The sequence below is a fragment of the Streptomyces sp. NBC_01217 genome (assembly GCF_035994185.1).
Taxonomy (GTDB): domain Bacteria; phylum Actinomycetota; class Actinomycetes; order Streptomycetales; family Streptomycetaceae; genus Streptomyces.
Genome location: NZ_CP108538.1, coordinates 1,926,433 through 1,939,811 on the forward strand (window position 1 = coordinate 1,926,433; position 13,379 = coordinate 1,939,811).

Genomic DNA, 13,379 nt, shown 5'->3' on the forward strand with positions numbered 1-13,379 from the left:
GTGCGGCGAAGCGTCTGCACACGGCACTGTCACCGACGTGCCATACGATGCGCACATCTGTTCACAACCCTTCCGTTTGAGGATGCTCACGTCATGGTTCTCGGTGTCACGTCCCGTTCCCTGCGCGGTATATCCGCTGCCATAGCCCTGCTCTCGGTCGGAGCAGTGGGGTGCTCCGAAGCGCTCGACGACGCGAAGGCCGGTGCCAAGAAGGTGGTTCGCCAGCGATCGGTCTTCTCGCTCGCGACCGGCGACTGCTGCAACCCGAACAGTGGCGCGCCCGAGAGCGAGGAGATCAGCGTCGAGATCGTGCCGTGCAAGGAACCGCACGAGGGCCAGGTCGTCGGTGAGTTCAAGATCGACGGGCAGTCGGCGTACCCCGGTGCGGACCGAACCGAACCGCGCAGATCGCCGACGAACGATGCCCGGTCGAGGCGCAGAGGTTCACCCCCGACACCTGGGCCCTGCCCAAGGGCGTCGATGTCTACTACTACTACCCCACCAAGGGGAGCTGGGCGACCGGCGATCGGGCCGTGAGCTGCACGTACTCCAAGGAAGCGGGCACGTTCTCCGGTTCACTGAAGAGCGATTCCCTGAACGCCGACCAGCTCGCGTACCTGAAGGGTTCGAACGCCGTCTACGACGCCCTGTGGATGAACCAGCCCGAAGCGGATGACGTCGAGAGCGACTTCACCGGCTACAAGAAGCAGGCCAAAGCCGTTGCCGCCGCGCTCCGCACCCACCTCAAGGCTCTGAAGAGCATGCAGCAGCCGGAGACCGTCAAGCTCCGTGCACGGCTGGAGGAGACCGCCGATGCGTGGGAAAAGGCCGCCTCGGCCAGTGACACGGACGCCTTCTACCTCTCCTACGACCGGGCCTTCACCGGCATCGACCCGGACAAGACGGTCGCCGCCCGCAAGGAGCTGAAGCTCGCCACCACCGTCCCGGCCGACCAGGCCGAGGTCTGGGCCGGCTGACCCGGTCGGATCACGCCGTACAGCCGGGCTCCTGCCGGACGGCGGGGACACCGGAGTGCCACGGCCCAGCGGTCAGGACGCCGCTGGGCACCGCCCCGTCCAGAGGCGGCGCCCAGCAGGGCGGTGCCTACGCCCGGAAGGGGCCGGTCACCTCGTACGTGATGCCGGCGGACGAGCTGCCGGTCGTACCGCGCTGGCTGGAGAAGTACAGCCGCTTGCCGTCGGGCGAGAAGGCCGGTCCGGTGATCTCGGAGGCGGACTGGCCGGTGATCCGCAGGAAGGGAGCCACCACGTCGTCGGGCGTGATGATGCAGATCTCCATGTTGCCGCCGTCCTCGGCGACGAACAGGTCACCGGAGGCGGAGCCGGTGACGTTGTCGACACCGGTCAGCGGGGCACCGCCGCCCACCACCAGCGAGTCGTCGTAGGCGAGTTCGTAGGTGTCCGTGGCCAGGTTGACCTGCCAGACCCGGTTGTCGCCCTTGGTGGTGAACCAGACGGTGTCGTTCGAGTAGTGGCAGCCCTCACCGCCGTTGAACCGCTTGGCGCCGGAGACCTGGTCACGGGTCACGGTCGGGGCGCCATCCGGGTCCGGCACGGTCGCCCAGGTGAACGAGCCGGAGGTGGCGGTGCCGGCCTTCAGCACCTGGAGCGTGCCGGAGGACAGGTTGCCCCAGGTCGCCGGGATGAAGCGGTAGAAGCAGCCGCTGGTCTCGTCCTCGGTCAGGTAGATCACCTTGCGGACCGGGTCGGCCGCGGCCGCCTCGTGCTTGAACCTGCCCATCGCGTCCCGGCGGACGGCCGCGTTCACACCCCACGGGTCGCTCTCGTACACGTACCCGAGGCTGACCTCCTCGCAGGAGAGCCAGGTGTTCCACGGTGTGGCGCCACCCGCACAGTTCTGCCGGGTGCTGGAGAGGATCCGGTACGCGCCGGTGATCGCGCCGGTCGACGAGAACTTGACCGCGCTCGCGCCGCCGGAGGGATTGATCTCCGAGTTGGAGACGTAGATCCAGCCGGTGCCGTCGGCGAAGCAGGCACCGCCGTCAGGGGCGTTGTGCCAGGTGTAGTTGGTGGAGCCGACCTTCTGGCCGGACCGGGCGATGACCCTGCTGGCGAACCCGGCAGGCAACTGTACGCCGTTGGCATCCGCGGCACCCAGTGCCCCGTAGGGGCCGGAACCGGGCTGGGCCGGGGCCGCGTAGGCGGCCCCGTGCATCAGGGTTCCGCCGAAGGCCACGGCCGAACCGCCGATGACTGCTCCACGAAGGAAATTGCGACGTTCCACTTGTCACTCCAGGGGAGGTGGTGACTTGCCCGGCACCGGTCGGCGGCGGGGTCGCACGCTTCCGGAAGGTAGGAGTGACGAATTGACAGGGTGTGAACACCGAGACATCCCGAGATGATGAGCGCATGCCACCCGTATCGCTGAGCCGCATCCCAAGAACGGGCGTGAACCCACCCTCCCCGGATCCGGCACCCACTGGAAGGACGGCTCCGCGCCCCCAGCCCGGTCCTCACCGTTTCCCGACGCACAGTCCCGGTAAGTGCTCTGATGGGCCATCATCGAACCGGGCGGGAAAAGTTGGGCACGCGGTGCCCGCACCACACGGAGGAGGCGTCAAGTGCGTAGTCGGGTGCGCGCAACGGACGGGCGGCAGCTGGTGGTGGAGCGTCTGGGGGATCCACGCGGCAGACCGGTCTTCCTGCTGCACGGAATGCCCGGCAGCAGGCTCGGTCCGGCTCCGCGCGGCATGGTGCTGTACCAGCGCAAGACACAGCTGATCACCTACGACCGGCCGGGCTACGGCGACTCGGACCGGCTGCCGGGCCGCTGTGTCGCCGATGTCGTTCAGGACGTACGGGCCATCGCGGACCACCTCGGCCTCGACCGGTTCGCCGTGGTGGGCCGGTCCGGTGGCGCCCCGCACGCCCTGGCCTGCGCCGCGCTGATGCCCGAGCGGGTCACGCGTACCGCCGCGCTGGTCGGGCTTGCCCCCCGGGACGCGGACGGTCTCGACTGGTTCGACGGGATGGCCGCCTCCAATGTGCTGGCGTACTCCACCGCCGTGGCCGACCCGGACGGGCTCGCGGAGTCGTTCATCTCACGGTCCGCGGTGATCAGGAAGAACCCGGTCCGGCTCATCGACGATCTGCGCCGGGAACTGACCGACTCCGACCGGATGGTGGTCAACGACGCCGGGGTCCGCACCATGCTGCTGCGCAACTTCCGTGAGGGGCTGCGCACTTCGGCATGGGGCTGGATCGACGACGCGATCGCGTTCAGCCATCCATGGGGGTTCGATCCTGCGGACATCACGGGTCCGGTGATGCTGTGGCACGGCGAGAAGGACGTCTTCTCGCCGGTGGGCCACTCCCGCTGGCTGGCCGAGCGCATCCCGAACTCCACCGTCGTGGTGGAACCGACGGCCGCGCACTTCGACGCGCTGCACGCCCTGCCCAGGATCCTCAACTGGCTGCTGGAGCCGACCGCAGGCTGAGGCACGGCCCCGGGAGGGCGGGAGCGTCCGGTGGCGGCCGGACGCTCCCGCGGCTCAGAGGGACCGGCAATCGGTGCCGGTCGCTCTCATACCGCCGTCGGTTCCAGTTCGCGCTCGAACCGGCGCTCGTCCCGGGCGATCCGGGTCATCGGATGGTCGTCACCGAGCTGCCGGGTCAGCTCGTCGGTCATCTCCGTCCGCAGCCGCAGGGCCTCGTCCTTGCGCCCCATCGCGTCGAGCGTGACCGCGGTGTTCGACATCATGGCCAGGGTCTCCGGGTGGTGCGCCCCGAGGACGTGCTTGAGCTGTCCCGCCACCTTCCGTTCGGTCTCCAGCACGAGTTCGAGATCGCCCCCCTCGGCCGTCGCGTTGGCCAGATTCATGACGCAGAACAGGGTGTTGGGGTGCTCCTGCCCGTACACGTCCCTCATCGACGCGAGCACCCGGGTCAGTACCTGCTCCGACTCCTCCACCGCGCCGGCCCCCAGCAGGTAGACGCCGAGGTTGTTCAGGGCGGCCAGGGTGTACGGGTGCTTCTCCCCCGGCACCTTCATGTACTGGTCGACGACCTCCTGTGCGGTGTCCCTGGCCTCGGCCGCCTCGCCCGCCGCGAACAGGTCGGCCGCCAGATTGAGGTCACAGGCCAGCCATTCCGGGTTGGCGGAGGTGTACTTGGCCCGGTACCGGGCGCGGGTGGCCACCGTGAGCCTGCGGGCGTCCTCCAGTCTGCCCGCCCTGCGCAGCGAGACCGCCAGGCTCTTCGCCGCGCTCAGCGTGCCGGGGAAGGCCCGGCCGAGCGTGGCCTTGTAGCTGTCGTACGTACGGCTGAGGATGGCGACGGAGTCCTCGTACCGCCCGACGTCACGCAGGTCGCGGGCCAGGTTCATGGCCGAGGACAGGCTGTACGGGTGTTCCGGGCCGAGCACCTCGACCCGCCGGTCGAGGACGTCCTGGTCGATCTCCCTGGCCCTGGCGTACTGCCCGATGGACCGCAGGGTGAACGCCAGGTTGTTGGCCGCTGCCAGGGTCCTCGGATGCGAATCGTGGAAGATCTGGTTGAACCCGTCGGTGGCCTCGGTCGCCAGCTCGATCGCCATGGTGTACTCACCGAGCGTGCCGAGGTCCGTCGCCAGACTGCTGGTGCTCATGTACGTGTGCGGATGCTCCGGGCCCAGGACCTCCCGCTGCGTCGCCAGGGTGATCTCGTCGAGCTCCCTCGCCTCCACGTAACGGCCGCGCGAGCGGTAGATGTTGGCGAGGTGGAAGCAGAGGTAGAGGTACTGGATGTCCCGCTCCCCCAGCGTCTCCTTCCAGATGGCGCGCAATTCCTCGCCGAGGGCGGCCGCGGTCCTGAAGTCGCCTCGCTTCCAGAGATAGCGGACCCGGTCGATCAGCAGCCTGCGGGCCTCGGGCTCCTTGCAGTTGCGGGCGTCGGACGGGACGAGGTGCGGCCAGATGGTGGCGAACTGCGGCCAGGTCGAGGGGTTGTCGATCGGCTCGTCGTCATCGGGCCGGGCGCCCGCCAGGATGCGGTGGACGGCATGCCGGGCGTCCCGCTGCTCCTCCTCGCTGAGCTGTGCCCGGATGACGGCCTGGACGAGGCGGTGCACCTGGATGGAGTTGGAGACCTGGTCGACCTTGGCGAGGGCGAACCGGCCGATCTCCCGGATGACCCGGCCCAGCACCAGCTTCTCCTGGAGCGAGGCGTCGTACGGCTTCAGTGCCTCGATCATCTCCTTGCTGTACAGGAGGTTGCCCGAGATCGGCTCGGGCGCGAAGAAGGCGCAGAGCTGGAGCAGCCGCACCGCGGCGGGCGAGCGCTCCTTGAGCCGTTCGATGGAGATGTTCCAGGTCGCCGCGACCGGTTCCGGGTAACCGGCCGGCTGGTTGAGCGCCAGGACCTCGGGGGCCTGCTGCGCCAGCTGTTCCAGATAGGTGTCGATCGGGGTGGCGGTCTCCGCGATCCAGGCCGCCGCCTGTTCGACGGCGAGCGGCAGGTCACCGACCGCGGTGGCCACCTGGGAGGCGTCCTCGTCGCTCAGCCCAGGGGCCCGGCGCTGAAGGTGCTCGATGGACTCCTCGCGCAGGAAGACGTCGACGGGCAGTGCGTCGCCGTGCTGGGACCAGGCCTGGTTCCGGGAGGTGACCAGGATGTGTCCGGAGCCGCCCTGCGGGAAGTAGCGCCTGAGCCGTTCGGGATCGTCGGCGTTGTCGAAGACCAGCAGCCAGCGGTCCGAGGGCACACCGCGTCGCAGCAGGTCCACGGCCTCCTGGGAGGCGGCCGCCATGTCGTCGCCGCCCTGGGCGCCGAGCCGGACGGCGAGCTCGGCGAGCCCGGCCACCACGTCGTCGGTCTGCTCGGAGGATATCCACCAGACCAGGTCGTAGTCGGCCATGAAGCGGTGTACGTACTCCAGCGCGACCTGGGTCTTGCCTACGCCCCCGAGTCCGTACAGGGTCTGCGGCTGCGGCAGCACGACGGCCATGCCGCCGCCGAGCTGGTCGCGCATCCGCTCCAGGACCAGGGAGCGGCCGGTGAAGCCGGGGTTGCGCGGCGGTGCGTTCCAGATCCTGGGGACGGTGCCAGGGAAGCGCGGTCCGGGCGACACACCGTCGGTGAGCTGTACGGGCCGGTCCAGGGCGCGTAACAGGGCGCCGGTGGCATGCACCTCGTCGAGCCGGAAGAGATCGACGGGGTTGCGGTCGATGTAGGGCGCGGACAGCCGTACGTCACCGACCCTGAGCGGCAGCAGCTGGCGCCGGCCGCCGCCGGGGTCCTCCGCCACGGCCCGCTCCCAGAGGTTCACCGCACGCTGCGACTTGAGGTAGGCGTTGGAGAGCAGCACGACGGTACGGGCCGCGTTCTCCGCGGCGGCGGCCGCCGGCTCCGGGGTCTGCCGCTCGGCGGACACATCGCGCGGTACGACGCGGAACCCGGCCCGGGTGAGCACGGATTCGATCCAGTCGGCCCACATCCGGTTCTCCGCCACATAGCTGAGGAAGAGATCCGCGGGCAGCGCGGGCCTGCGCCGGGTGAACGCGTCGCGGATGCGCAGCCGTACCTCTTCGCCGACCGGTGGCATCGAGGTGATCTGCTGGTCGGTGATGACGGAGGTGAGCCGTTCGAAGGCAGAGAGCAGGGAGTTGGTGAGACCGGCCTCGTCACCGAAGGTGGCGAGGGTCTCCTCGTAGGCGTAGTAGGGGCGGTACGGAATCTCCACCGCGCCCCAGTAGGCGGTGAGTTCGTCGCCGGACAGATCGCGCGGCAGCCGGTCGAACTTCAGCCGGGCCAGCGCCCGTCCGGCGTCGGCCTTCTCCTTCTCGCCCTCGTCGATGCGCATCGGGACGGGGAAGATGGAGATGGGGCGGCCGGTGTAGCGCTCGGAGATCTGGCGGGCGACGGAGGCGGCGCCGTCGATGGACTGGTCGCTGAGCGTGAAGCAGTCGACGAGGACGTCGGGCAGGTGGACGGTGCAGATGTCGGCGATGTCGCTGAGACCGGTGCGGCTGTCGATGAGGACGTAGTCGTAGTTGGCCTTCATGTCGTCGCGCAGGGCGTCGAAGAAGTGGCCGCCGCCGAGCCGGTCGTAGAAGTTGTCCCAGTCGAAGGTGGAGACGGTCGCGGAGTACTCGCGGTTCTGCCGTCCGGCGGAGACGAAGTCGAGGGTGCCGCCGTGCGGGAACTCCCAGCCGAGCGCCTCGGGCGTGAGGGACACGGCGTGCGGCTGGATGCGGGCGTAGTCGCGGTGCCAGTCGTCGGCGCGCTGGACGGGGCTGGTCGCGGCCCAGGCGTACTCGGTGATCAGATCGATGACGCCGGTGGTGGCGCCGAGCGTCGACGGGTCGAGGAACGGGTGGAAGAACCGGTGGAGCCCGGGTGCCTCCAGGTCCCAGTCGAGGGCCAGTACCCGTTTTCCGTTGGCGGCGAGTATCCAGGCGGTGTTGGCCAGGGCCATGGTGCGCCCGGTTCCGCCCTTGTACGAGTAGAAGGTGACGATGCGCCCGTCACGACTGGCCGTCATCCGTGTCCTCCGCATCCGTCGCAGGGTCGTGTGTCTCGGGGGTGTAGTACGTCTGCGCCATCGGCCCCATCAGCCGGGTCCGTTCGGTGTGTACGCCGCCGGTGGCGGGTGGGTAGACCGCCGCGTGTCTCAGGTACTGCTGGGCCGCCACCTCGACCACCTGCGGCAGGATCTGCCCGAAGGCATCCATGCTGGGTACGCCCTTGGCGGCGGCCCGGCAGTAGGCCCGCCCCTGGCGCATCTTGGTCGGCATGGTCTGTTCGAGTTTCTCGGTCAGTTCGGCCTCGGCCGCCCTGCTCTCGTGGTCCTCGCGGTTCCACGGCACGACCATCGTCACCCAGGGGCGGTTCTCGGCGTCGAAGGCGGCGAGCCGCCTGCGCCGGTCCTCGTCCTGCAGGGCCCAGCGGTCGACCAGCAGGATCTCCGGCCTGCTGGGCGGCTGTTTGCCCTCCGGGTGCCCGGACTCCTCGTCGAAGGAGGAGATGGTGGCCTGGTAGTTGAGGGAGCGCACCAGATCCTCGGCGACATAGGCCAGGGGGCGGGCGGCGGTCGGGTGGTAGGGGTTCCAGTCCTGCGGGTTGTCGCCGTAGTACTCGGCATTGCGTCCCTCGGGCAGGTCGTGCCGGGTGGGGGCGGCGATGGTGACCTGCATGGGGCGGGGGCCGCCGACTGAGCTGTTCGGCGGGCCGAAGGCACTGGGGGCCAGCCGGTAGTCGACGGGGCGGCCGGTGCCGATCCGTATGGTGTCCGCGACGCTGACGATGCGCTTGGCGAGTTCGTACACCGCGCGCTCGTACTCCTCGGCGAAGAGCCTGAGTTTGATCAGCCCGTAGAGTCCGTCGCTGACGTAACGGTCTCCGAAGTCGCGGTGGTTGAACTGTAATCGCTCGGCGGGGCCCGGGAGTTGACTCGGCGGCACCGGAACCCAGAGCGCCGGGACGATCGCCTCGGCGGGCTGGTTGGAGCGGGCCCGGTAGTGAATGGCGCGCTGCGCGAAGGCGTACCACTCCTTGCCGCACATCTCGCTGGCGAAATAGCGCGGCGAGAACAGCGGGACGAACACCCGGCAGGTGGCGAGCACCTCGCCGAGCCGCTCGGACCAGCCCTCGCCGGAACGTATCTCGCGGTCGATGAACCCGGCGGGCGCGCCCGCGGGCAGATCGGTCATCGCCATCACATGACCGCAGAGGTCCTGGAAGAGCCGTTCGACCCACATATCGGGGTCCGTTCCACCGCCGTACCCCGGTGTATGTGCATAACTCAAGAAGAAGTACGGCCGATGGTCCGCCGCTCGCTGCTGCGTTGTTGCGTGCACACGACCCCCGTCCTGTGTGAGCACCCGCACCCGAGGATTGAAGTGAATGCGAGCGAATTCATCATTCCGGAGCGGACGTTGCTCCACCCCCATGGCGTTCGGTCATTCAACGCCGGTTTTCAGTCATACGTTCCCGGGTTCAGCCGATCGTTCCTTGATCGAATTCGGTCTGCTCCCGTTCCTCCCCGTTGTCCTGTGCGTATCCATGACCCCCACTAAACCGGAATACGAGCCTCAGATTTCTTTCCGCATCTGATCCAGCAGCCGTTTTCCACTGACGGTCAGTTCGGCGGCACCCTCCAGCGTGTCGAGGGCCTGCGGTACACCCTCCAGACAGCTCGGATCGAAAGCCCCGAGCGCCATCCGCTCATAGGTGTCGGCCAGCAACCGGGAAAACGGAACTGGTTCTTCCTGCCAGGGCATCCGATGTTCCCAGGAGCCGTCTGCCGCGTAAAGATCCGTGACATCGCGAAGCGCCCTCAATTCGGCCCGCCGGAAGCCCCGCAGCAGTGCGGACGCCAGCTCCTCGGAGCTGCCGTCCGGGGAGATCCCCAGTGCGCCGTATCCGTGCTGCCCGACGGAGGGCTCGGCCGGGGCCAGGCCGGTCAGCGGCGTGAGGGTGGTGAGGCGGCCCGCCATCTCCTCGGTGCGCCCCGGTGCCTTCGTCTCGATCAGCGTCCAGGCCTCGCCGATCCTGGCCGCCAGACCGGCGGCCGCCCGGTCGCCGAGGGCGTCCGCGGGAGGCAGGGGGAAGCACGCGCGGTACGGGTCGAGGTCGTCGAGTACGAGACCGGGCGCCGAACCGGGCGTCGCGAGCCGGCGCAGCGGCCGCCAGCCGGGACCGGCCGCCCGAGGCCGTACGACCCGCCGCTCGGCCGCGCCGCTCCCCTCCCGCCGGACCAGGAAGCCGTCCTCGGTGGCCCGCACCAGTGCCGTGCCGTACTCCTGCGCGTCCCCGATCCGCAACTCCCCGAGACCGGGCAGGAAGATCCTGCCGCCCGAGAAGGTCACCCCTACGGGCAGATCGAGGCCCGCCCGTACAGCAGCGGCCGCGAGGTACGCCGCCATCCGGCGCGCCGCCCGCTCGGCCCCGTGCCGCTCGTGGACCACCTCCAACGCGCGCAGCAGCCAGCTGCGGGTGTACGGGTGCGCCAGCACCTCGTCCAGACCGCGGGCTCCCTCGTCGGACGCGTCGACGGTGGCGGCAAGCTCCCAGACGGCCGCCCACCGCTCGCCGCCGCGGCGCCCGATGTCGGCGTTCAGCCGGGCGAGCAGGGTGCGGGTGAGGTCCTGCTGGGCGGCGGCCAGCTCGTCGGCCCCGGTCACCGCGGTCGCGACGAGGGAGGCAGCGGTGCGCGCCTCGATGCCGCGCACCAGGGCGGCCAGATCGGCGCAGTACACGGACGGGTTGTCGAATGCGCCGGACGGCCCTGTGGAGCGGTACCGGTGGGTGTACAGGCCGCCCCCGCACGAACGTACGACGGGGCAGCTGCGGCAGGTCTCGCTGACCCCGGCCAGCCCGAGCTGGCGGGCCTGCACCCCGGGGTGGGCCGCGACCTCGTCGAAGGTGTGGGTGAAGACGTCGAATCCGGTGGCCGCGGCGCCTTCGTAGGCGCTCTTGAGCGAGTCGACCTGCTCCAGCTGGCCGTCGGTCTCGACGACGACGAGGTCGGTGGGGGCGAGCCCCAGGGACTCGGTGAGGCTGGGGCCGCCGCTCAGCGTGGACAGCACCGAGGAGAAGAGCCGGACCGGCACCGGGCGCGCCTGCTCCTGCCAGCGGTCGAAGACCGCGAGGAGCCAGTCGGCGTAGGCGGTGGGTGATCCGTCCGGGCGGGGCGGCGGCTCGTCCCAGGTGGCGTGCGGAAGCAGGAAGTCGATGAGCGGCGGGTCGAGCTCGGTGAGTGCGTCGAGGACCGCGCGCGGGTCGTTCTCGATGTCGACGGTGCACAGGAGCCCGAGGTTGAGATGGCGGTAGCGCTCCTGCCGGAGCAGCTCGACGGCCTTGAGGACCAGGGGGTGGCTGCTGCGTCCGTCGGCGTAGCGGCGGTGCCGGTCGTTGGCGGCCCGGTCTCCGTCGAGGGAGATGCCGACCTTGACGCCGAACTCGTCGAAGAGGTCGAGATAGCGCGGGCTGAGCTGGATTCCGTTGGTGTGGATACGGAGGTCGAGCTCCGCGATGCCCTCGAAGGCCGAGGTGAGCTCTTCGCAGACGCGCCGCAGCCGGGCGGGGCCCGCCAGTAGGGGCTCCCCTCCGTGCAGGATCACTGACACGGAGGGCAGTGCATGTGTCTTGGCATGCTCGGCCAAGCGCTGAGCAGTCCGGAAGATGACATCATCAGAGATTGTTCTCGGCCGGGTTCGCCAGCTCTGATCTGCATGTTCATAGACATAGCAATGGTCACAGGCAAGATCGCATCTGCTGTGGACCTTGAGAACGACTTCGCGGAAAGGGACCAGGGGTCCTGTCATTCCACCAGTCTAGCCAGCCCGAAGGGGTGCTCGGGGCATTGGCCGGGAGTGCCGAGGCGTCGGTTCAGAGTGCCGAGTTGAAGGTCGATGCCTGGGTGGGGCGACCGGCTGACGCGGCGTGCACGCGACCGAGCTTGCGGGCGGCGTCGGTGCCGCGCGCATCGATCTCGGTGAGCGGCACACGGTTCTTCTTCGCAACGGCGAAGGAGAGGGAGGATTCAGTGGTCTTCACGGCCGTCCTTGAGGGGATTTGTTCCGATGGATTGGTTCCGGACAGGAATACAGCAACGATATCTGCACCATTGCAGTGTCCGGCGGCACGACTTTACTCTCATGGCCTCGGTTGGCAACTGAGGACGCCCACTTGGAACAAGAGCGTCATGTGGGACCGTCCCGGATCGAACGGAACGACCGATTCCACCATTGAGGTGACGACATAACCGCAGACGGGAGCGAACATGACGGCGATTCCCGGACCGCTGCAGAGCATGGTGTTCAGGAACGCCGACCTGCCGGCACTCTTCCACCACACGGACGCGATCGCCATCGCAAGCCAGCGGGAGGCCGTGAACACCACCCGCGTCCAGCTGATCCTACTGGTCGTGGGCACCCTGCCGGCCGCGGTTCCCTGGCATGCGGAGCTGGCTGACACGTTTCAACTCACCGATGCCATCGGCGTGTTGGCCTATGCGGGTGTCCTGATCACGACGTACCTCACCGCCCAGCGCAAAGCAAAGTCGCAATGGCAACTCAACCGCTCGGCGGCGGAGTTCATCAAGTCGATGTGCTGGCGTTACTCGGTGCACGGCTCACCGTTCGACACCACGACCCAGCACCCCGAGGCGGTGTTCGCGAACCGCCTTGAGGAGGGCCTCCAGGAGCTCCGGAAGGTGGGGTGGTCCGACCCCCGCGATCTGACCGCGGATTCGGGCGGACTGATCACGGACTCCATGCGGGAGTTGCGGAACAAGGCATTCACCGTGCGCAAGGAGACGTATGTACGCGATCGGCTGATAGAGCAGCGCAGTTGGTATCGCAGGCGCCAGGAGGTGTCCCGGCGGGCCACGCTCGCCTGGTCGACCACCATTGCCGTACTGACGGCGCTCGCCCTGGTGTTCGCGCTGCTGAGAACGTTCTCCGTCACCCAGTCCTTCGCCCTGACGGGGGTGCTGTCCGCCGCCGCGGCGGCCTGTCTGGCGTGGAGCGAGATGCGCCGCCACCATCCGCTGATATCGGCCCACTCCCTGGTGGAGCAGGATCTGGAGGCGATGCAGGTGGCGATGGAGACCACTCTGACCGAGCGTCAGTGGCCGCGGGCGGTCTTCGAGACCGAGCGCATCGTCTCCCCGCAGCACACCGACTGGCTTGCACGGCACCAGATGTGACGGACAGTCAATGGCGATGTTGTATACGGAGAGGACCCGGGGAAGCGGTCAGGTGCGTTCCACGCCCTCGCGCCAGATCACGGTGACCGGGCGGCCCAGGCTGCGGGCGTACGTCACGATGTCGCCCGTGCCGCCGAGGCCTCGGGCCGGCCTTCCGTCCCACACGGCGAGCAGCCGGTCGCAGTGGTCGGCGATGTACGCGCCCGCCGCGTAGTACGCCTCGTCGGTGGAGTGCGGGTAGTCCAGCCGGACCTCCCGGACCGCCCGGTCCTTGAGGGCCCGGTAGCGGGCGAGTTCGGCCGCGTCGGCGAAGCAGGATTCGTAGTCTCCGCTCGGGATGACCACGGTCAGGTCCGCGCCGCGGGCCAGGGCGAGGTCGGCGAAGAGCTGGTCCGCTCCCACCGCCAGGCTGGAGAGGGCCTCCAGCGAGCCCTCGAAGCCGCAGAGCGCCGCCCGTAACCCGGCCAGCACATGGGCGTGGGCCTCCTGCGGAATGCTGCGATGGCCGGTCACTCCGATGCGTTTCACGGACCTGGAACCCCCTGAGGTGTCTGCCGGGGGTTCCCGGAGGGCATCCCTCCGGAAGGCACAGCATCCGCCCCCGTTTGCTCCCTGCATGACCGACCTGCCCCGCATCTTCTCAAAAGCCGCGGGGTGAACGGGAGCCCCCGCCCGGGATTCGGGCGGGGGCTCCGTCTCGGCCGAGTGCT

General features: G+C 69.0%; 8 protein-coding genes and 1 pseudogene. 3 read left to right on the plus strand and 6 right to left on the minus strand.

The window, feature by feature from the left end; genetic code table 11:
* Nucleotides 1-93 precede the first annotated feature (93 nt).
* Nucleotides 94-977: pseudogene (locus tag OG507_RS08350) on the plus strand (septum formation family protein).
* A gap of 127 nt (nucleotides 978-1,104) precedes the next feature.
* Here OG507_RS08350 and OG507_RS08355 read toward each other — a convergent pair.
* Nucleotides 1,105-2,265 carry an alkaline phosphatase PhoX gene (locus OG507_RS08355; protein WP_327366511.1) on the minus strand — a complete coding sequence of 387 codons (1,161 nt, stop codon included), beginning with the start codon at nucleotides 2,263-2,265 and terminating at the stop codon, nucleotides 1,105-1,107.
* A gap of 337 nt (nucleotides 2,266-2,602) precedes the next feature.
* Here OG507_RS08355 and OG507_RS08360 point away from each other — a divergent pair, with 337 nt between their 5' ends.
* Complete coding sequence (locus OG507_RS08360) at nucleotides 2,603-3,478, plus strand: alpha/beta fold hydrolase (protein ID WP_327366512.1); 876 nt, start codon at nucleotides 2,603-2,605, stop codon at nucleotides 3,476-3,478.
* Between the two features lie 86 nt (nucleotides 3,479-3,564).
* Here the strand turns inward: OG507_RS08360 and fxsT are convergent, their stop codons facing one another.
* The 4 genes from fxsT to fxsA form a co-directional block, all read right to left on the minus strand.
* Entirely contained in the window at nucleotides 3,565-7,500 is a 3,936-nt protein-coding gene (gene fxsT / locus OG507_RS08365) for an FxSxx-COOH system tetratricopeptide repeat protein (protein WP_327366513.1), read from the minus strand.
* Complete coding sequence (gene fsxC / locus OG507_RS08370) at nucleotides 7,484-8,839, minus strand: FxsC protein (protein WP_327371901.1); 1,356 nt, start codon at nucleotides 8,837-8,839, stop codon at nucleotides 7,484-7,486. Before fsxC ends, fxsT begins: the two co-directional genes overlap by 17 nt.
* 210 nt (nucleotides 8,840-9,049) lie before the next feature.
* Nucleotides 9,050-11,284, minus strand: coding sequence for a radical SAM/SPASM protein FxsBH, inactivated beta-hydroxylase extension form (fxsBH, locus tag OG507_RS08375; RefSeq protein ID WP_327366514.1), 2,235 nt, complete (start codon nucleotides 11,282-11,284; stop codon nucleotides 9,050-9,052).
* Nucleotides 11,285-11,348: 64 nt separating this feature from the next.
* On the minus strand, nucleotides 11,349-11,516 hold the full coding sequence (gene fxsA, locus OG507_RS08380) for an FxSxx-COOH cyclophane-containing RiPP peptide (protein ID WP_327366515.1): 168 nt from the start codon (nucleotides 11,514-11,516) through the stop codon (nucleotides 11,349-11,351).
* Between the two features lie 226 nt (nucleotides 11,517-11,742).
* On the opposite strand from fxsA, the gene OG507_RS08385 reads away from it, so the two are divergent.
* Nucleotides 11,743-12,669: a DUF4231 domain-containing protein gene (locus OG507_RS08385; protein ID WP_327366516.1), complete on the plus strand. Its 927-nt coding sequence runs from the start codon at nucleotides 11,743-11,745 to the stop codon at nucleotides 12,667-12,669.
* 48 nt (nucleotides 12,670-12,717) lie between these two features.
* Here OG507_RS08385 and OG507_RS08390 read toward each other — a convergent pair whose 3' ends face one another.
* Complete coding sequence (locus tag OG507_RS08390) at nucleotides 12,718-13,197, minus strand: hypothetical protein (RefSeq protein ID WP_327366517.1); 480 nt, start codon at nucleotides 13,195-13,197, stop codon at nucleotides 12,718-12,720.
* Nucleotides 13,198-13,379 lie beyond the last annotated feature (182 nt).

What these genes read in the sequence shown, in the direction of transcription:
- fxsT (WP_327366513.1), bottom strand. Translation starts at nt 7,500, where the DNA reads ATGACGGCCAGTCGTGACGGGCGCATCGTCACCTTCTACTCGTACAAG.
- fxsBH (WP_327366514.1), bottom strand. Translation starts at nt 11,284, where the DNA reads ATGACAGGACCCCTGGTCCCTTTCCGCGAAGTCGTTCTCAAGGTCCAC.
- OG507_RS08385 (WP_327366516.1), top strand. Translation starts at nt 11,743, where the DNA reads ATGACGGCGATTCCCGGACCGCTGCAGAGCATGGTGTTCAGGAACGCC.